The sequence below is a fragment of the Luteimonas sp. MC1828 genome (assembly GCF_016461615.1).
GTDB lineage: Bacteria > Pseudomonadota > Gammaproteobacteria > Xanthomonadales > Xanthomonadaceae > Luteimonas.
In genome coordinates this window covers 478580-497924 of the sequence record NZ_JAEMNY010000001.1, presented here as the reverse complement: position 1 = coordinate 497924, position 19345 = coordinate 478580, and the positions used below count along the sequence as shown (strand labels likewise).

Sequence of the window (19345 nt, the reverse complement as noted above, 5' to 3'; positions counted from 1 at the left end):
CCGCAACGACTCGAGTATAGCGGCACCTCCGCGGCGCGAGTCCGCCCCGGCCCCCGTCGGGCCCCGGGATGGCCGGCCCGGCGGTGCGGGACACCCTGACCGCAGACCGCGCCGGCAGCCGATACGCGCCTCGCCGATGGCGCCGCAGGCTGGCCCGACGCCACACGCACGAGGTACGCCATGACATGCCGCCTTCCCGCCAACGTCACGGCCCTCCGCGCCGCCGCGCTGGCCTGGGCCTGTGCCTGCACGTTTGCCGCGCCGGTGGCGCTGGCTGCCCCGCCCGGCCTGATGCACGCCGCCGCCACGGCAGGCGCGCCTGCGGATGCTCTTCCAGGCGATGTCGCCGGCTACTGGGTCAGCGAAAAGCTCGACGGCGTCCGCGGCCGCTGGGACGGCCGCCGCCTGTGGACGCGCGCGGGGCATGCCATCGACCCGCCCGACTGGTTCACCGCCGGCTGGCCGCAACACGCCATGGACGGTGAGCTCTGGTTGGGGCGCGGGCGCTTCGACGAGGTCGCCGCCCTGCTCCGCCGCAGCGGCAACGACGACGCCTGGCGCGGGGTCCGCTTCCTGGTGTTCGACCTGCCCGAACACGGCGGCCCGTTCGCGGCGCGCGTCGCGGCCATGCGCACGCTGTCGGGCGTCGGCGCGCCGCCGTGGCTGCGCGCCGTGGCGCAATCCCGGGTGGCCGATGCCGGGGGCGTGCAGGCGCGGCTGGCGGCGGTGCTGGCCGCGGGCGGCGAAGGACTGATGCTCCACCACGGCACCGCGCTGTACACGGCGGGCCGCAGCGATGGACTGCGCAAGCTCAAGCCGCACGACGATGCCGAGGCCCGGGTCGTGGCGCACCTGCCCGGCAACGGCAAGTACGCCGGCATGCTGGGAGCGCTGCTGGTGGAACGGGCCGACGGCACACGCTTCCGGCTGGGCAGTGGCCTGAGCGATGCGGAGCGCGCCACCCCGCCGCCCGTGGGCAGTCTCGTCACCTACCGCTACAACGGCTACACCGGCAACGGGCTACCGCGTTTCGCACGCTTCCTGCGCATCCGCACGCCAGTGGACGCGCCGGGGCAGCGTTGACCCCATTGCGCCCCCGGCGCCAAGTGCCGCAACGCCCACTGCAGCGCAGCGCCAGGCTCGAACTCCCGCACCGCGCACACGCTTCCGGCAGGCCGCAGTCTGCAGACCAGACCGGGTCAGCCTCCTCCATCCGCCTCCAGCCGGGCGCCATCACCGCCGGCGGCACCATCGAAGACATGCACGTGTTCGACTGCCACGCGCAGCGAGATGGATTCACCAGGACGCGGCAGCGCGCCCGGCGGCAGCCGCGCCACCAGCGTGTGGTCGCCGAGCCGGAGATTGACGAAGACTTCGTTGCCCACCGGCTCCACCACTTCAACCAGCGCGTCGAACGCGCCGCCCGCGGCGTCGCCCCGCTCCACACGCAGCAGGTGCTCGGGGCGCACGCCAAGCAGAAGCGGCCGTCCGGACCATTCGCTCGACGCATGCAACCCCGGCAGTGGAATCCGCATGCCGTCGCTGGCGACAAAGCCGGCGCGATCCGCGTCGAGCCGGCCGGCGATCATGTTCATCGCCGGGCTGCCCAGGAAAGTCGCCACGAACACGTCGGCCGGCCGCTCATAGAGGGCCATCGGCGTGTCGATCTGGCGGATGCGGCCTCCGTCAAGCACCACGATGCGCTGCCCCAAAGTCATGGCCTCCACCTGGTCGTGGGTGACGTAGACCATGGTCGCGCCGAGGCTGCGATGCAGGCGCGCGATCTCCACCCGCATCGCCGCGCGCAGCCGCGCATCGAGGTTGGACAACGGCTCATCGAGCAGGAAGACCTGCGGCTGGCGCACCAGCGCACGCCCCAGGGCAACGCGCTGCCGCTGACCGCCCGACAGCGCCGCCGGCTTGCGCTCCAGCAGGTCCTCGATGCCCAGCATGCGCGCGGCTTCGCCCACGCGCGCGGCAATCGTGCCCTTGTCGTGCCCGCGCAGCTTCAGGCCGAACGCCAGGTTGCCGGCGACGCTCATGTGCGGATACAGCGCGTAGCTCTGGAACACCATGGCGATGTCGCGGTCGCGCGGGGCGACATCGTTGACGATCCTGTCGCCGATGGTGATGGTGCCGCCGCTCACCGCCTCCAGCCCGGCGATCATCCGCAGCAGGGTGGACTTGCCGCAGCCCGATGGGCCAACCAGCACCAGCAGTTCGCCATCGGCCACTTCGAAACCGGCATCGGACACCGCGACGAAGCCGTCGGGGTAGACCTTGCGGACGTGGTCGAGCCGCACCTGCGCCATGCCATCTCCCATGCGTGGAAACATGCGCGCGAAGCAGCGCCGCGCGCCGCGACCGGCGTTGACAACGCGCCGGACGGCTTCCGCTATTCTGGCATGTAACCGCTTCCAGCCTTCACGACTCCCGGACCCCTCACCGATGCCGACCGACGCTTCCCCGACTCGCGACCTGCGCTTCCCGGAGGGCTTCCTCTGGGGCGCCGCCACCGCCGCGCACCAGATCGAGGGATCGCCCATGGCGGACGGCGCCGGCCCGAGCATCTGGACGCGCTTCGCGCATACGCCGGGCATGACCTTGAACGGCGACACCGGCGACATCGCCTGCGACCACTACAACCGCTGGAAGGACGACGTCGCGCTGATGCGCGAGCTCGGCCTGAAGGCCTACCGCTTCAGCGTGTCGTGGTCGCGGATCCATCCCGAGGGCATCGGCCGTGTCAACCAGGCCGGCGTGGACTTCTACTCACGCCTGGTGGACGAACTGCTGGCCAATGACATCGAGCCGCTGCTCACGCTGTTCCACTGGGACCTGCCGGCAGCGCTCGACGACAAGGGCGGCTGGCTCAACCGCGACTGCGCCGACTGGTTCGCCGAATACGGCACCACGCTGTACCGCGCGCTCGATGGCCGGGTGAAAAAGTGGGTGACGCTCAACGAGCCGTGGGTGATCACCGATGGTGGCTACCTGCACGGCGCGCTGGCGCCCGGCCACCGCAGCCGCTACGAGGCACCCATCGCGTCGCACAACCTGATGCGCGCGCACGGCGCCGCGGTGCAGGCGTATCGCGCCGAGGGCAAGCACGAGATCGGCCTGGTGGTGAACATCGAGCCCAAGCATGCGGCCAGCGACTCGGCCGAAGACGAGGCAGCGGTGAAGCGCGCCCACGCGTACATGAACGAGCAATACCTGCACCCCGCCCTGCTCGGCCGCTATCCGCCCGAGCTGGCCGAGGTATTCGGCGACGCCTGGCCGGAGATCGACCCCGTCGACTTCGACCTGATCCGCCAGCCGCTGGATTTCGTCGGCATCAACTACTACACGCGCAGCGTGACGCGGGCCGACGCCAGCTACCCACTGCGCGCCGGCGGCGTGCGCCAGCCGGGCGCGACCTATACCGAGACCGGCTGGGAAGTGTTCCCGATGGCGCTGACCGAACTGCTGCTGTGGTTCAAGGACACCTACGGCGACCTGCCGCTGTACATCACCGAGAACGGCGCGGCGTTCTTCGACCCGCCCGTGGCCGAGGGCGGCCGCGTGCGCGACCCGCTGCGCATCGACTACCTGCGCAAGCACATCACGGCCGTGCACGACGCCATCACCGCGGGCGTCGACGTGCGCGGCTACATGGCCTGGTCGCTGCTCGACAACCTGGAATGGTCACTCGGCTATTCCAAGCGCTTCGGCATCGTGCACGTCGACTACGGCACCCAGCAGCGCACGCCGAAGGACAGTGCGCACTGGTACTCCGGGGTGATCGCCAGCAACGGGCGCGCCCTCGCCGACCCCCTGCCTTACTGACCCGGGACAGCGCCGACATGCACGACACGCACCTGCTGTCCGGCGCCAACGCATACACCGTCCCGCACGACGATGCCGGTGCCCACCCCACAGCGCGCCGGCCCGCCGCGTGACCGGACGCGGCGCCGCGCACGTCGGTGACACCCTGCTCGACGGCCGCGTGCAGTTCGAGGCCTTCCAGGACGCCACGCAGTGGGCGTGGGCGGCCGCGGTGTCGGTCTCGGCGGCGCTCAAGCGCGACCTGGAGCAGCAGCCGCGCGCACGCCTGTTGCTGTCAGGGGGCAACACCCCGGGAGCGGCTTACGAGGCCCTGTCCCGGGCACCGATCGAGTGGGAGCGCGTCGATGTCGCGCTTGTCGACGAACGCTGGCTGCTCCCCGACGACGTCGACAGCAACGCCCGCCTGGTGCGCGAATCCCTGCTGCGCAACCATGCCGCGCGCGCGCGCTTCGAGGCGATCACCCGTGCCGGGCGCAGCATCGAAGAGGCGGTGACCACAGCCAACATGCACGCCCGACAGGCCGCGGGCGTGGTCGTGCTGGGCATGGGCGACGATGGGCATACCGCATCGCTGTTCCCGGGCATGCGCGGGCTCGACGACGCATTCGCCTCGACGCGCCCCTACGTCGCGGTGGATGCGCGCGGCTGCCCGGGCGCCGAGCAATGGCCGCGCCGCATCAGCCTCACGCCGGCCGGCATCGCGCCGGCCCACAGCCGGTTCCTGCTGATCCGCGGCCTGCACAAGCGCGCGCTGCTCGAGCGCGTGCTCGCCGGCGACGACCCCGCGGAGTTCCCGGTGCGCATCGCCTTCCTGACGCCCGGCGCGCCGCTGCGCGTCCTGTGGAGCCCGTGATCGCTGCCGGCCGCGGCCGGCGACGGCCTACAGCACCGCCAGCGCGCGATTGTCGAAATGCCCCGGGAAGCCGGCAGCGACTTCCAGCTTGCGCTCGATCGACGCCAGGATCCTGTCCGCGAAGTTGACCCCGGCCAGGGCGCTGCACGAGCCGAGGTTGCCGGGCGAGAACACGTTCACCTCGAGGATGGTGTCGCCGATGATGTCGATGCCGACCAGGAACATGCCGTCGCGCACCAGCTTCGGCCGGATCAGCTCGGCGACGCGCAACTCGCGTTCGGTGATGCGCACCGGCTTGGCCTTGCCGCCGGCGTGGATGTTGCTGCGGATGTCCTCCTTGGCGCCGACGCGGCGCATCGCCGCGTACTTGCCGTCGATCTCGAGCGGCACGCCGTTCATCAGGAACAGGCGGATGTCGCCCTTCTCCGCCTCCGGTACCCACGCCTGGGCAATGATGTAACCGTCGCGGCCGATCGCCTCGATCATCTGGTTGAGGTTGCCGCCGGACTTCTGGTCGACCAGGAACACGCCCTGCCCGCCCGAGCCCTGCAGCGGCTTGAGCACGATGTTGCCGGCATGCTGCTTGGCGAAGGCCTTGATGTCGGAGGCCTGGCGGCTGATCAGGGTCTCGGCCCGCACCGCGCGCGGAAACGACTGGAAATACAGCTTGTTGGCGGCCTTGGCCAGCGCGTCCGGGTCGTTGAGCACCAGGCAGCCGCGCATCGCGGCCAGGCGACCGAACTGGACACCCACCGACTCGGCCCACGGGCGCGTGGCCGCATCGTTCGACGGGTCGCTGCGCAGCATCAGCACGTCGATGTCGGTGATGTCGACCAGCTTCTTGCGGGTGACCGCCTGGAGGTCGGCGAAGAACTTTTCCTGCGTGCGCTTGCCGGATTTCAGCGGCGGCACCATGTGCACGTGCGCGCGCATGCGGTCGTCCGTGCCCAGCACGAAATCGCCAGGCGTCATGTAGCAGACGTGGTGGCCGCGGCGCGAAGCCTCGTGCGCGAGCACGGTGGTGGTGTAGCCGGCGTACTCGATTTCGAGGTCGTTGACATAGAAGGCGATCAGCATGGTTTCAGGCCTGGACAAGTTCGAGGAAGGGTTCGCCGCCGCGCACGCGCGCCAGCCGCGCGCGCGCCTCCGGCCGCGAGAGGAATTCGGGCAGCACCGCCGGCTCGCGCAGGATTCCGCGCGCACGCAGTTCGTCGACCACCGGCACGTGGGACGCGGCGATCTTGCCGGTCCAGAAGGCGTCCAGCGGCCGGCCGCCCGCAACCCACGCAAAGACTTCCTTCAGCCCGCGCAGGTAGATCGCATCCTTGGCGAGGCCGCCGGAACGGAAAACGCGGGCGACGATGTTGAACGCGGCGCGCGGAGTGAAGCCATGGTCGCGGCGCAGCATGCGATCGCAGTCGACGAATTCCGCGCCGTCCAGCATCGCATCGACCACGACGACACGGGCCGCGAGCAGCCGCAGGCGCGACCGCCCCAGGCCGCCCACCAGGTATTCCGCGAACACGCCGAGCCCTTCCTGGATGCCCTCGTAGCCGGCCAGGCCGCTGCCGAAGATCGACAGCCCCTGCGCGCCGCCGTTGACGCAGGTGAGCACGTGTACCCCGACCTCGTGCTGCAGCAGCGCATCCAGCCGCCAGCGGCGCATCCGCGTGGCGGTGGACACCAGCACCGAGCGCCCGGACACCATCAGGCCGGGGGCGATGTCGTCGCGCAGGCAGACCTCGGCCTGGAACAGCGGCGCCCTGTGGCGGTAGCGGGCGATCAGCGCTTCCGCCGCCTCGCGCACGGCGTGGCAATCGACACAGGCCGTGTCTTCGTTGCCGGCGGCGGCGTCCTCGCGCGCGAGGATCCCGCGCGCCTCGCCCAGCAGCGACGCTTCGACCGCACCGTACTGGATGACCGAGGCGTACTTGAACGCCGGAGTGTTGCGGCCCTGGAGCATGGTCAACTGCTGGTCGAGCTCCCGCTGCTTCTGCAGGAACAGCTGTTCCAGGACGGGATCTTCCACGGCACGGACGTCGATCGAGTACAGCGCACGCTTGGAGAGCTCCGGACTGACGGTCAACGGCCGGTAGCGGAACTCCGGCGCCTTGTCGCTTCCGGCCGCGTGGAAGCGCTCCATTGCCTCGACCGTATTGATCGGCGACACCGAGAGCAGGAAATCGAACGAGGCGCTGATTGCCGCCAGGTCGCGGTCGACGGCGACCGCGGCCTTGATGAAGCGGCTCCGCCCAAGCGTTCGGTGCGGGACGCGGATGTCCGGCGTGGCGGCTTCGACGAACGCGGCCAGCGCCTGCAACAAGGCATCGAACGCCAGCGTTTCCAGTTCGTGGAACACCTGCGGGTACACCGCATCGCTGCCCGGGGCGAGGTAGATGCGCGGCAGCCCCAACGACAGCACGCCGATGCCTGCGCTGCCTTCCACCAGCGCGGCGAGCGCCGCCGGCAGGTCGGGCGCGCCGGCATCCTCGATCGCCGCTTCGCGAAGCTCGATGCACGCCCCGGCCAGCGCGTCGCGCAGGCGCCGCGCGGCCGCATGGGCGGGTGCGCCGCCGCTTGCGGCCACGGTGAACCGGAACGGCTCCAGGCGCGGGCTGTCCTCGGCGATCGAAGCGTCGCGTGGCAGGTCGTGCAGCCACAGCAGCAGGTAGCTCGGAAAGTCCCGCGCCTGGTGGGCCAGCACGGAATCGAGGCGCGTGATGGCCCCCGCGTCCGCGTCCCCGCCCGCCGGCCACACCAGGTGTGCCGCGCTGATGGTCGCGAGGCGGCGCGCGATGCTCGCGGCCTCGTCGGGATAGCGGTTGAGCACCAGGAACGGCAGCGGCCGGTCGATGTGCACGCGACCGCCGGCGTCGAGCTCGCGGCGCCATGCGCCAAGACCGAAGTCCGGCGCCGGCGGCTTCTGCACGCGGGGACCGGGGCGAACGGGTTCAGGCATGCGCGAGCCACTCGCGGGCATGGGCCGCCGCGGCATCGACCAGGCGGCGCATGCCCGCGAGCTCCGCGGGGTCCGGGACACCCGTCCATTCGTCCATGAAGGTCTTCTTGAATTCCAGCGCGATCGCGCAGCCGGTCTCCGGGTAGCGCGCATGCACAAACCGCGCGAGCTCGCCACGCCCCTGGAAGGCGATGTTCTCGCGCACGTCGGCGTGGCGCCCGTTGAAGTCGACCGCGCGCATGGTGTCCATGAGTGGGTCGAGCAGGCCGGCCCAACGCCCGCGCGGCATCGACCAGGTGCCGATGTTGACCTCGGGCGCATCCTCCGCCGGCGTCGCCGCAGCGGTCGGGCCGTCGCGCCGATGGTTGTAGCTGTGCACGTCGAACACCACGAAGCGGCCGTGGTGGCGCACGAGGTCGTCGAACACGGTGGCGAGGGTGCGATAGAAGGCGTGGTGCAGGCGCAGCGAATGCTGCACGAAGGCCTCGTCCGGCGGTGCGTCCCACAGGTGCAGGCCCCAACATTGCTCCGGCACGCGATACACGGCCTGGTCGGCGGCCCGGTTGAGGTCGACCTCGAACCGCGAGCGGTGCACGACCACACGGCCCGGCACACCGGCGATGGCCTGCCCGGTGAACGGGTCTTCCTCGCGCAGGCGTTCGCCGTCGGGCAGCCGCATCGCGTCCGCGACTTCCGGGCGCAGTGCGTGTCCGTCGTGGATGGCGGTTGCGAACACCGGATCATCGGCGCGCTGCAGCGTCCACCAGGCGGTGGCGTGTGGCCGTTGTGGCGCGGACGGATCGACGGTGGTCAGGGCGGGCTCCAGGTGCGCGCGCCGCGACAGCCGCGGCAGCGCCTGTTCTATCCGCCGCGACGTGATCGGGATGTGGCCGCGGCCGTCAGCGCAGCGACACCTCGACGCGCGCCGGCAGCTCTGCGAGGCGCAGTTCGCCGCCCTGCCAGGCAGCAGGCACGCCGTTGATGGTCGTCGCACCGGGCGCGGACCCGCGATAGGGCCAGGGCAGGACAAGTCCGCCCGACGGCGGCACCAGACCCTCCCCGACCTCCAGCACGAGCGCGTCGCCATCGCCTCGCAGCGAGTAGCGCAGCGTGCCCTGCGGCATGCGCAAGCCATCGATGGCGACGCCATGCGCCAGCCAGTGCTCGGGCACACCGGCGGCCAGCACGATGCTGTCATCGACCTCGCGCACGTAGGCGAACATGTCCAGCGCGGAGCGGACGAAGTCCGACGCCACCCACGCATGCGGCAGGTCGCCGAGGAAGAACGGCGTGCGCGGCGTGGGCGTGACCACCTCGGCCCACTGGTTCCAGGCCGGGGGCGCGCGGTCGGCGAGGAACCACTGCGCCGCGTCCTGCGCGCGCTCGCGCCAGCCGAGGCGCACGAAGGCGCCGACGTTGCGCCATTCGTACGGCGTATACGCGGTCCATGCGCGCGTGCCGTCGCGGCGCTCGCTGAACTCGCGCCAGTAGCGCTCGAAGGTGTTGTGCAGCAGGTCGGCGGGCAGGCGCCCCTGCTCGCCGCCCGGGGCAAGCGCGATGGTGGTCGAGGTGGCATCGAAGTCACCGAGCTCGGCGGCACCCGGCAGGTAGTCGATGCCGTGAAGCCGGGCTGCGGCGCGCAGCGAGGCGTCCAGGTCGTCGCGGAACTGGTCGCGCGCGGCGGCCATGCGTGCCGCGTCGTCAACGTGTCCGAGCGCCTCCGCCACCACCACCGCGTCCTTGTAGCCGCGCAGCGCCCAGAAGTTGTCCCAGTACGAGTGCATCGGCTTCGCCGAATAGCCTTCGTGGCTGATCGACGCCGGCATCATTCCGTAGAAGGCCGGGTTGCGCGCGCGGTTGGCCTCGGTGCGCTCGCTCGCGCGCAGGCGTTCCATGTAGTCGAACGCGCCACGCACGTGCGGCCACATGCGCTCCAGGAACGCGCGGTCGCCGCTGTAGCGCCAGTACTCGGCGATGGTGAAGACCAGCTCGCCGTGGCTGTCGTTCTCGGGCACCGGGTCGCTGCCGCGGTCGTCGACGCAGCACGGCACCATGCCGTCGTCGAACTGGTGCGGCGCGTACCACTCGAGGTATTCGCGTACCGCGTCATCGCGGCCCAGCCGCAGCAGCCCTTCGGCGATCATCGCGCCGTCGCGGATCCAGCTGCGCGCATAGGCGCGCGTGCCGGGCTGCAGGCGCGGGCCGACGCGGCTGACCAGCATGTGGGCCAGCGCGGTGCGCAGGGTGTCGGCCAGCACCTGGCCCTGCGGCGGCAGGTCCAGGCGCACCTGGTCGAGCTTGCCGCGCCAGTCGCCGGCGACATCGCGCTGCAGCGCGTCGGCATCCCACCAGCGCCGCGCCGGTCCGCTGCCGCCGGTCATCGGCACCATCACCTCGATGCTGCGCACTTCGCCCGGCCCCAGGCGCATGCGGTAGACCAGCGCCGCCGACGCCAGCCCGGTGGGATCACGCTCCACGCGCGTCGTGGCGGGCAAGTTGCCGCTCGCGAGATGGGCGACGGCCATGCCGGCGTCGAACGAGGTCGCGAACGCGGCAGTCGGCACCTGCTTGGCGAACACGCGGGGCACGCCGGCGACGCTGATGGTGCCGCCGTCCACGGCGATCGAATCGATCGGGCTCACACCGCCGAGGGTGTTGAGGAACTGCGCCGGCGGATTGACCTGCAGCGGACGCGCGGCCAAGGCCAGGGTGAATTCGCGGGCGCGGGCGCCGCTGTTGGCAAGCCGGTAGCGCGCCACCAGCTGCGACGCGGCAGGCGTCCCTTGCGCGAACGCGGTGATGCGCAGCGCCATGTCGCCGTGCCGCCAGTCGACGCTCGGCACCGGCAGGTAGCCGTCCTGCAGCGACTGCCGCGGCGCCGCGTCCGCCCAGCTCACCAGCTTGCCGTCCACGGTCACGAACGGCTCGAGACTGAAACCACCCTTGCCCACTTCGATCGCGCCGTCTTCGCCGATCAGGCCCTGCTGCAGGCCGCCATCGGTCCCCAGGATCGTCCAGTACGGCTGCTCGCCGCTGAAGCCGCGTGGAAACCAGCCGCGCGGCGCGTCGGCGGCCACCGCTTTCACGAAGTCGTTGGCGTGGGCCGAGAAGGCCAAGGGCTGCAGCCGTGCCGCGGCCAGCGCGAAGCTGTCGCCTGGCCCCGCGCGGAGATCGAGCGCCAGATAGCGGGCTTCCGCCTCAGGTAACGCGATCCAGTCACGCCCGCCGTTGCCGCCCGTCACGCTGTGCACGTCGCGCCAGGCCAGGCCGTCGTCGGACAGCTGGACGTCGTAGCGCGAGGCGTGCGCACCGGGCAGCCAGTCGAGCACCAGCCCGCCGAACTCGCGAACGCTGCCGAGATCCAGCACCAGCCGCTGCCCCGCCGGCGCGACGTTGGCGGCGCGCCATGCCGTCTCGCTATTCCCGTCGACCGCGGCCGCGGCATCGCCCGCGGTGGCCGATGCATTGACAGACAGCGGGCTGGCATCGACCGGTGCCAGTTCGCTGAAGGTGAGCGCGTCGAAGCACACCGAGCCGCGTCCGCCGACGTTGTTGTACACGGTGAACTCGAGCCGGCTGCTGGCGCGCAGCACCGGGTCGGGATCCGGCCCCCAGGCGCGCACCACGTGGCGTGCCTTGTGGCGCACCGCGGTCCAGCGCTTCGGAAGCGCGTACTTCGGCTGGTTCACCCACCACACGTTGTCGCCGCTGGCGTCCACCAGCTTGAACTGCAGGTCGTTGGCCGGCGCGTTGCCGCGCAGCTGCAGATCGAAGCGGTAGTTGCCGGGATAGGTGATGGCCAGGTTGCGCTGGATGCCGGCATAGCCGGAAACGCCGTTGAAGTCGTAGTCCAGGCACAGCGCCGCGCCGTCGGCGCCGTCGACCTGGCGGATCACGCCGGTGACCTGGTTGGAGGTGACCACGCGCCATGCGGCGGGATCGGAGAAATCGTCCAGCACGCGCGTGAACAGCACCTCCTGCGCCACCGCCGGCAGCGCGGCCATGCCGGCCATGGCCAGCACCGCACCCGACAGCCACCTGTTCAGTCCCACGATCACCCCTTCACACTGCCCAGCAGCAGGCCCTGGATGTAGTACCGCTGGAGCGCCAGGAACAGCAGCAGCACCGGCAGCACCGTCAGCACCGCGCCGGCCATCATCATCTCCACGTCCATGATGTGCTCGCGCGACAGCGACGCCAGCGCCACCGGCAGGGTGTAGTTGGCCTGGTCGGTGAGCACGATCAGCGGCCACATGAAGTCGTTCCAGGAGCCCATGAAGGTGAAGATGGCCAACGTCACCAGCACCGGCTTGAGCATCGGCAGCACCACCTGGAAGAAGATCCGCATCTCGCCGGCGCCGTCTATGCGCGCGGCTTCAAGCAGCTCGTCCGGGATCGACCGCGCGTACTGCCTGACCAGGAAAATGCCGAACACCGAGGCCAGCGCCGGCACGATCACCCCACCGAAGCTGTTGACCAGGCCCAGCTCCTTCATCAGCAGGAACAGCGGCAGCATCGCCACCTGCGCCGGCACCACCAGCGCCGCCAGGAGCACCTGGAACATGCGCTCGCGGCCGCGGAAGCGCAGCTTGGCGAAGGCATAACCGGCCATCGTGTTGACCAGCAGCGAACCCAGGGTGATCGCCAGCGACACCAGCAGGCTGTTGGCGAAGTTGCGCGCCATGCCGGTGCGCGCGAACAGCGCGTGGTAGTTCGCCAGCGTCGCCTGCGATGGCATGAGCGGCGGCGGGAACCCGCTGGCCTCGCCGGCCGGCATGAACGACACCGACGCCATCCACGCCAGCGGCGCCAGGCTGAGCACCGCCAGCACGGCGAGCGCGCCGTTCACCAGCAGCACTGCGCTGCGCGCTTCGCCCACGCCGCGGCTCATACCAGCCCCCGTCTGCGCCCGATGCGCAACAGCAAGGTCGTCACGGCCAGGATCACCAGGAACAGCATGAACGCCACCGCCGACGCGCGCCCGAGGTTCCACCACTTGAAGCCTTCCTCGAACATGAAATACAGCACGCTGACCGTCGACTGCAGCGGGTCGCCGCGGGTCATCACGTAAGGCTCGGCGAACAGCTGGAAGTAGCCGGACACGGTGATCACCCCGACCACCAGCAGCACCGGGCCAAGCATCGGGAACGTGATGTGCAGGAACTGGCGCCAGCGCGAAGCGCCGTCGATGCGTGCGGCCTCGTACAGGTCCACCGGGATCGCCTGCAGGCCGGCGATGAAGATCACCATGTTGTAGCCGAAGTTCTTCCACACGGCGAACAAGATGATGGTCGGCATGGCCCAGGCCGGATCGCCCAGCCAGTCGACCGGTCCGATGCCGACATGGCCCAGCGCCCAGTTCACCAGACCGTAGCTGGAATGGAACAGGTAGCGCCAGATCACCGCCACCGCTACCAGCGTGGTCACCACCGGCGCGAACAGCGCGGTGCGGAAGAACGCCTTGGCGCGCGCCAGTCCGGAGTTCAGCAGCAGCGCCGCGCCCAGCGAGACCGCCACCGACAGCGGCACGCCCACCACCACGAAATAACTGGTGTTCCACAGTGCCTTCCAGAACAGCGGCGTCTGCAGCAGGTCGATGTAGTTGCCCAGCGCCACGAAGCGCAGGTTGCCCGGCTCGGCCAGCGCGTAGAGATCGAAGTCGGTGAGGCTGAGCAGCAGCGCCGACAGCACCGGCAGCGCGAAGAACACGCCGAGCACCAGCAGCGCCGGCGCCGCGAACAGCCACCCGGCCAGCGCGGCGCGGTTCACGGCGTCGCCTCCGCCTTGCGCGCGCGCACCGAGCGCCGCTTGGCGAGGATGTCGTCGACCTTGGCGTCCAGCCGGCGCATGGCCTCGGGCTGCGATTCGCGGCCGCGCACCACGCGCTCCGTCGCCAGCCGCAGCTCCTGCGCGATGCGCTCCCATTCCAGCACCTGCGGCGTGGGCTCGACGCGCTCCAGCTGGTCGCGGAAGGCGCGTGCGAGTTCGTCGTTGGCCAACTCCGGATCCTCCCAGGTGCTGCGCCGCGGCGGCAGGTTGCCGATCATCGCGTGGAAGCGCTTCTGCACGTCGGGGCGGGAAAGATACTCGACCAGTTTCCACGCCGCTTCCTTGCGCGGCGAATCGCGGAACAGCACCAGGCTCGTACCACCTGCGATGCCGGCACCCGGGCCGTCCGGACCCGGCAGGGCCATGGTGCCCCACTGACCCACGAGCTCCGGCGGCTCGCGACGGCGGAACTCGCGGATGTTCCAGGGGCCGGACAGGTAGAACGCGAAGCTGCCCTTGAAGAACTCGTCCCAGACGTTGGAGATCTGGGTTTCCGACACCGCCGGCGCCCAGCCCTGCCCGAACATGTCGACATAGAACGCAAGCGCACGGCCGATGCCGGGCGAGCTGAAATTGCCGCGCCCGTTGTCGTCGCGCAGCATGGGCGCCTCCTGCTGCAGGGCCAGCGACACCTGCGGCTCGAACTCGTTGAGCGGCATCAGGATCGCGTGCCGACCCGGCCCGACCTCGCGCTGCACGGCGGCCATGGCCGCGCGCCATTCCTCCCAGCTCACGGGCAGCGTGTCGACGCCCGCCGCGCGCAGGATGTCCTTGCGGTAGAAAAGCAGGCGCGTATCCACGTACCAGGGCACGCCCAGCAAGGTGCCGTCGATGACGTTGGTGCCCCAGATGCCCGGGAAGTAGTCGTCCTCGCGCACCACCGCCGAAGCGTCCACGCGGTCCTGCAGCGGTTCCAGCACCCCGAGCGCGGCAAACTCGGGCATCCAGGTATTGCCGAGCTGGCAGATGTCCGGAAGCCCTTCGCCGGCAAAGGCGGTGAGCAGCTTCTCGTGCGCCGCCGACCACGGGACGTGCTGCACCTCGACGCGGATGCCCGGGTGCTCACGCTCGAAGTCGGCGATGAGCTCCGTGACCACTTCGGCCTCGCGCCCCATGGCCCAGAAGCGCAGCACGTCGTCGTCCTGGCGCGCGCAGCCCGCGGCGAGCAGCGCCGCCAGCAACACCACGAGCCTCGGGGCTGGCAGAAGACGGAAACACCTGAGCCATGCCCTCATTGCGGATCAGGGCGTCGTGGCCGGCTCGAGCACGGCTTCGTCTTCGTCTTCGAGCGCGTCGGCGCCTTCGGCTTCCGTCGCTCCTTCCACGCCTGCGCCGGTCGGCCTGGCGCCCGCGGCCTGCGCCTCGCCCAGCCAGCCGCCTGTGAAGCCCGCGCGCTCCAGCCCGCGGCGGATGTGCGGATTGCGCTTCATGACTTCCCAGACGAAGCCGTTGCGGTAGTTGGCGATCATCAGCAGGATCGGCCCCTGGTCGATGCCGATGTAGTCGCTCGCCACCCAACCCTTGCCCGGCACGATGCGCCCGGTCTTGAGCGGCACGTCGTAGTTGAAGCTGGGATTGAACGAGTCGAGGAACCCGTAGCTGGAGTACAGGTACTCGCCATGCCTGGCGTGCAGCGCCTCGGTGGCCGGGATCACCAGCTCGGGCGCGAATGGCAGCGAGCCGATCGCCGCCGTGGGCGCGATGGTGCCGTCATCGAAGGCCACCGCGATGCCGGCGCCGCGCGCGGAGTAGTGGCGGAACTCGCGCGGGGTGCCGTCATAGACCTGTTCGGTGCGCTGCGGGCCGTCGCTGGCGGTCAGGCCCCAGATGTCGGCGCCGTAGCCCGCCCATCCCATCGGGTTCTCGATGGCGTACGAGCGCTGCGCGTAGGTCGCGCGACGCGAATTCTCGAAATAGTCGATGCCACGCCCGCGCATGTAGGCGTCGCGGATGCCGCGGAAATCGACCCAGACGTGGCTGTACTGGTGGCCGAACTGCGGCGCGAAGCTCAGGTATTCCTGGCCCTGGTAGACGCCCCAGCTGTCGTCGTAGGTCGACGCCCACTGCGTCCAGGCCTCCGGCTCCACCGGGTGCGTGGGCGACGCCAGCGCCAGGATATAGACCAGCATGGCCTCGTCGTAACCGGTCCAGTCGTGTTCGATGAAACCACGCTCCGGGTACCAGCCCATCGAGATCAATGGCGGACGCTGCTGCAGCCAGGGCCATTCGACACGCAGGTACAGCGCTTCGGCGAGCTCGCGGATCTCGCGTTCGCGCGCGTCGTCGCCATCGTAATAGCTCTGCGCGAACAGCACGCCCATCATCATCAGCCCGGTGTCGACGCTCGAGAGCTCCACCCACGGCTCGTACCGGTGCCCGCTCTGCATGTCGAGGAAATGGTAGAAGAATCCCTTGTGGCCGATGGTGCCGCGCGCACCCGGCCCCTGCCGCGCGTCACGCAGGAACCGCAGAGTGAGCAGTGTGCGGTCCACGGCCTGCTGGCGGCTGATCCAGCCGTTCTCGATGCCTACCGGATAGGCCGTCAGCGCGAAACCGATCGCCGCGACGCTGGCGAACGGCCGCGACGGGAACCGGTCCGGTGTCATGCCGTTGGCTTCGTTGGTGGTGTCCCAGAAGAACTGGAAGGTGCGCTTCTCGATGTCGCCGAACAGCGGCGTCAGCTCGGGCGGTCCCACCGCGCGCGGATCCGCCGGCGCGGTGACCACGACTTCTTCGATGGGGCCCGGGCGCGGCGGCTCCACCTCCTGCTGCTCGCGGCCACACGCGACGAGCAGCAGTCCGCAAGCCGCCAGGCAAAGCGCCCGGAACGACGATGGCCATTGCGTCCGCATCAATCCGTGGATCTCCTTCGCACCGCGCAGACGGGGTTACGGCCGCTGGCGCCGCTCACCAGTTGAACCCCATCGACAGCTTGAAGGTGCGCGTCGGCAGCAGCTGGCTGGTGGGGCGACCGAGATTCGGGTTGGGCTCGCCCGGCGCCCCGAACCAGTCATCGCGACCGTCGTAGTTGACCCAGTTGAAGGCGTTCAGCAGGTCGCCGCGCACGAAGAAGCTGAAGCTGTCCCCGGCCTTCCACGTACGCGACGCGGCCAGGTCGAACTGCTTGAAGCCCAGCGTGCCATCAGGCGTGTAGTAATCGATGATGCAATCGTTCCAGCCGGCCAGGCAGTTGGTGCCCTGGCGCGGGCTTGGCGTCGCCAGGGTGAGCTTGGCTGAAAGCGTGATGCCCCCCGGTGCGTCGTAGATGCCGGTGGCCACCATGCGGTGCTCCGGCACGCCGGTGGTGGCCAGCCAGCCGAAGCCCGACAGGTCCGGATAGTCGAACGCGCCACCCGAGGTGGTATTGGCGTTCTGCTCGGCATCGGTGAACGTGTAGGCAACGGTGACGCCCCAGCCGGAAGCGGCCGTGTAGGGCTTGTCGATCTTCAGCGCCAGGCTGTTGGCGCGGGTTTCCAGACCGTTGGTGCCGATGATGAGGCGGCCGTAGCCGGGAACGCCGAAGGCCGCGTCGTCCCATGGCGGCCCCCACGTCGTGCCGGGCGCGAAGAAATCACCGCCCGGCCGCCGGTTGCCGAGGTGGAACACGAGTCCGTCGTTGCTCTTGATGTGCGACAGCGTGACTTCGGTGATCCATGCGCCATAAAGGTTGCGCATGCCCAGGCTGAACTGGTCCGAATACGGCGTCTTGATGTCGTTGTTCAGGACGTAGCGCTCGGCGCCGAGGTTGGGATTGGCGTTGACCAGCGCCTGCAGCACCGTGGAGTCGAAGAAGCTTTCATCCCACGGCAGGCAGGTCGGCGCCGCCTGGTCGCAGGCATGCCCGGGCGTATCGAAGCGGTAGGTATACGGCGGGAAGCTGTGCTTGGTGGACTCCAGCGCCAGCTGCGTGAACAGGTTGCGATCGTACGAGCGCCCTGCGCCGCCGAACAGCACGTGGCGCTCATCGCCGCTCATGTCGTATGAAAAGCCCAGCCGCGGCTGCCAGGCATCCTTGAAGTCGTCGCGCTCGGATCCCGTGCTGATGTAGTTGTCGATGTCGATGCCGGAGCCCGGCGCGTTGATGTTGCCCCAGGCGCGCAGTGCGGCGACGAAGTCGCCGGGAGTGGCGTAGTCGGTATAGGCGGGATTGGTCTCGTAGTCCCAGCGCAGGCCGAGGTTGAGCGTCAGGCGGTCGTTGACCTCCCAGTCGTCCTGCAGGTAGATCCCGAACTGCTTGCCCGACGTGGTCAGGCTGCCCGTGCCCACCCCGCCCAGTGGCGCACCGAAGCGCACCTGGTAGGGCACCGCGAGGTCCTGGTCGAGGTCGTAGTAGTACTGGGCGTTGTACGGGTTCTGCTCGAGGGCGGTGATGTCCACGTCCTTGTACTTCACGCCCATCTTGACGGTATGGCTTCCGGCCCATTCGAACGCGCTGAACGTCAGGTCGTCCTGCAGCGAATAGCCCTTCTGGCCCTTGTCCTGGTAGTCGGGCCCGCCGCCCGCCTCCAGGATCACCTCGCCCGGATCATCGAGCGTGAGCACGTAGCCCGGCGCGATGGTGGCGGCGCGCGGCCGCCAGGACGCGTCTTCGTAGGTGATGTGGAAGTCGTTGAGGAAGCCTTCGCCACTGAACTGGTAGCGCAGGTCGACGCGCGTGTCGTCGTTGTCCTTGCGGCTGCCGTACATCAGCGTGCGGGTGCCGTCGAAATTGCTGAACTCCGTCTCTTCGCGGAACTTGCCGGTCAGTTCGACCAGGTGCGCGTCTCCCGGGGTCCAGGTCAGCTTGCCGAAATACATGTCCTGCTTGAACGGTGCGCTGAAAGTGCCTATGAGCGGCTGCAGCTCCGCGGGCAGGTCACCGGGCCTGCTGTTGAACCCCTGTCCCGGAACCACCGTTCGCGGCGAAATGTATTCCTTTGCCTCGTAGGCGAGGAAGAACTGCAGGCGGTCGCGGATGATCGGGCCCTCGAACGTCGCGCCGTACTGCTCCTCCTTGAATTCGGCCTTGTCGCCGCTCACTTCTTCGCCCTCGGTGGCGGAGCGCCAGTCCGTCGAAGTCCGGTCCCAGAAGAAGCTGCCGCCGAACTCGTTGCTGCCGGAGCGCGTCACCGCGGTGATCGCCGCGCTGCTCAGCTGGTCGTACTCGGCCTTGTAGTTGGACGAGATCACCTTGTACTCGCCGATCGCCGACTGCGGGAACGGGTTGCCGCGCGTCGAGTCCTGCCCGCTCACGCCGCCGGGCAGCACGTAGTTCTTCTGTCCCACGCCGTCGATGAACACGTTGATCGCGCTGGCGTCCTGGGCGCCCGAGCGCAGGCGCGTGGAACCATCGCCTCCCTGCGTGAACTGCATGCCCGGGACGATGTCGGCGAAGGCGAGGAAGTTGCGCGTGCCCTGCGGCAACGCCTGGATCTGTTTCTGGGTGACATAGGTGGCGACCTCGGAGGTCCTGGTCTCCACCAGCATCGGCGCGGTCACGGTCATCGTGTCCAGGTTGGTCGCATCACCCGCCGGTGCGGTTTCCGCCATGCCGCCCACGCCCATGTCCAGCGTGACGGTCTGGCCCACCAGCACCGTCACATCACGGCTGCTGGTCTGGCCGTTGGCGGTCACGTCGACGCGATAGGCCCCCGGCGGCAGGCCGGCCACGCTGTAGCGGCCAGCGCTGGCGCGCACCGTGCGGCGCAGCCCCGTGGCAAGGTTGGTGGCGGTGACCTCGGCGTCCGCGGCGGGTGCGGAATCCAGCATGACCTGGCCGCGGATCGTCGCCGCGGTGGACTGCGCGAACGCCGCGGGCGCGCCAAGCAGCAGTGCAGTGGCAAGCGCGGCCGCCAGCAGCGAACGCTGGGACATGCTGGAACTGGTGCGGAATCGCG

13 protein-coding genes are annotated in these 19345 nt (G+C 69.8%); 3 read left to right on the top strand and 10 right to left on the bottom strand.

What is annotated here, in order from left to right; translation table 11 throughout:
- Positions 1 to 180 precede the first annotated feature (180 nt).
- Complete coding sequence (locus JHB91_RS02435) at positions 181 to 1083, top strand: DNA ligase (protein WP_199471208.1); 903 nt, start codon at positions 181 to 183, stop codon at positions 1081 to 1083.
- 116 nt (positions 1084 to 1199) lie between these two features.
- On the opposite strand, the gene ugpC is transcribed toward JHB91_RS02435, so the two are convergent.
- Entirely contained in the window at positions 1200 to 2312 is a 1113-nt protein-coding gene (ugpC, locus tag JHB91_RS02430; RefSeq protein WP_199471205.1) for a sn-glycerol-3-phosphate ABC transporter ATP-binding protein UgpC, read from the bottom strand.
- A 136-nt stretch (positions 2313 to 2448) separates the two neighbouring features.
- Here ugpC and JHB91_RS02425 point away from each other — a divergent pair, with 136 nt between their 5' ends.
- Both JHB91_RS02425 and pgl read left to right on the top strand, forming a co-directional pair.
- Positions 2449 to 3828 carry a GH1 family beta-glucosidase gene (locus JHB91_RS02425; RefSeq protein ID WP_199471202.1) on the top strand — a complete coding sequence of 460 codons (1380 nt, stop codon included), beginning with the start codon at positions 2449 to 2451 and terminating at the stop codon, positions 3826 to 3828.
- 109 nt (positions 3829 to 3937) lie between these two features.
- Positions 3938 to 4681 (top strand): 6-phosphogluconolactonase, encoded by a 744-nt coding sequence (gene pgl, locus JHB91_RS02420; protein WP_343225041.1) that lies wholly within the window; start codon positions 3938 to 3940, stop codon positions 4679 to 4681.
- Between the two features lie 27 nt (positions 4682 to 4708).
- Here the strand turns inward: pgl and JHB91_RS02415 are convergent, their stop codons facing one another.
- From JHB91_RS02415 to JHB91_RS02375, 9 genes are all read right to left on the bottom strand, one after another.
- Positions 4709 to 5758, bottom strand: a complete 1050-nt coding sequence (locus JHB91_RS02415) for a glutathione synthetase (protein WP_199471199.1) — start codon at positions 5756 to 5758, stop codon at positions 4709 to 4711.
- A gap of 4 nt (positions 5759 to 5762) precedes the next feature.
- Complete coding sequence (locus JHB91_RS02410; protein ID WP_199471196.1) at positions 5763 to 7640, bottom strand: flavohemoglobin expression-modulating QEGLA motif protein; 1878 nt, start codon at positions 7638 to 7640, stop codon at positions 5763 to 5765.
- Positions 7633 to 8376 carry an N-formylglutamate amidohydrolase gene (locus tag JHB91_RS02405; RefSeq protein WP_199471193.1) on the bottom strand — a complete coding sequence of 248 codons (744 nt, stop codon included), beginning with the start codon at positions 8374 to 8376 and terminating at the stop codon, positions 7633 to 7635. The genes JHB91_RS02410 and JHB91_RS02405 overlap by 8 nt, the downstream gene beginning before the upstream one ends.
- Positions 8377 to 8539: 163 nt before the next feature.
- Positions 8540 to 11644 carry a discoidin domain-containing protein gene (locus JHB91_RS02400; protein ID WP_199472626.1) on the bottom strand — a complete coding sequence of 1035 codons (3105 nt, stop codon included), beginning with the start codon at positions 11642 to 11644 and terminating at the stop codon, positions 8540 to 8542.
- A 50-nt stretch (positions 11645 to 11694) separates the two neighbouring features.
- Positions 11695 to 12531: a carbohydrate ABC transporter permease gene (locus JHB91_RS02395; RefSeq protein ID WP_199471190.1), complete on the bottom strand. Its 837-nt coding sequence runs from the start codon at positions 12529 to 12531 to the stop codon at positions 11695 to 11697.
- Positions 12528 to 13409: a sugar ABC transporter permease gene (locus tag JHB91_RS02390; RefSeq protein ID WP_199471188.1), complete on the bottom strand. Its 882-nt coding sequence runs from the start codon at positions 13407 to 13409 to the stop codon at positions 12528 to 12530. Before JHB91_RS02390 ends, JHB91_RS02395 begins: the two co-directional genes overlap by 4 nt.
- A complete protein-coding gene (locus JHB91_RS02385; protein WP_199471186.1) occupies positions 13406 to 14704 on the bottom strand; it encodes a sugar ABC transporter substrate-binding protein in 1299 nt (432 codons plus the stop codon). The genes JHB91_RS02390 and JHB91_RS02385 overlap by 4 nt, the downstream gene beginning before the upstream one ends.
- A gap of 6 nt (positions 14705 to 14710) precedes the next feature.
- Positions 14711 to 16321: a glucoamylase family protein gene (locus tag JHB91_RS02380; protein WP_199471183.1), complete on the bottom strand. Its 1611-nt coding sequence runs from the start codon at positions 16319 to 16321 to the stop codon at positions 14711 to 14713.
- Positions 16322 to 16376: 55 nt separating this feature from the next.
- Positions 16377 to 19322: a TonB-dependent receptor gene (locus tag JHB91_RS02375; protein WP_199471179.1), complete on the bottom strand. Its 2946-nt coding sequence runs from the start codon at positions 19320 to 19322 to the stop codon at positions 16377 to 16379.
- Positions 19323 to 19345 lie beyond the last annotated feature (23 nt).

Excerpts from the sequence above, each read along its gene's own strand:
- JHB91_RS02385 (WP_199471186.1), bottom strand. The coding sequence starts at position 14,704 with ATGAGGGCATGGCTCAGGTGTTTCCGTCTTCTGCCAGCCCCGAGGCTC.
- JHB91_RS02435 (WP_199471208.1), top strand. The coding sequence starts at position 181 with ATGACATGCCGCCTTCCCGCCAACGTCACGGCCCTCCGCGCCGCCGCG.
- JHB91_RS02410 (WP_199471196.1), bottom strand. The coding sequence starts at position 7,640 with ATGCCTGAACCCGTTCGCCCCGGTCCCCGCGTGCAGAAGCCGCCGGCG.
- JHB91_RS02415 (WP_199471199.1), bottom strand. The coding sequence starts at position 5,758 with ATGCTGATCGCCTTCTATGTCAACGACCTCGAAATCGAGTACGCCGGC.
- JHB91_RS02375 (WP_199471179.1), bottom strand. The coding sequence starts at position 19,322 with ATGTCCCAGCGTTCGCTGCTGGCGGCCGCGCTTGCCACTGCACTGCTG.
- ugpC (WP_199471205.1), bottom strand. The coding sequence starts at position 2,312 with ATGGCGCAGGTGCGGCTCGACCACGTCCGCAAGGTCTACCCCGACGGC.
- JHB91_RS02425 (WP_199471202.1), top strand. The coding sequence starts at position 2,449 with ATGCCGACCGACGCTTCCCCGACTCGCGACCTGCGCTTCCCGGAGGGC.
- JHB91_RS02395 (WP_199471190.1), bottom strand. The coding sequence starts at position 12,531 with ATGAGCCGCGGCGTGGGCGAAGCGCGCAGCGCAGTGCTGCTGGTGAAC.
- JHB91_RS02380 (WP_199471183.1), bottom strand. The coding sequence starts at position 16,321 with ATGCGGACGCAATGGCCATCGTCGTTCCGGGCGCTTTGCCTGGCGGCT.
- JHB91_RS02400 (WP_199472626.1), bottom strand. The coding sequence starts at position 11,644 with ATGGCCGCGCTGCCGGCGGTGGCGCAGGAGGTGCTGTTCACGCGCGTG.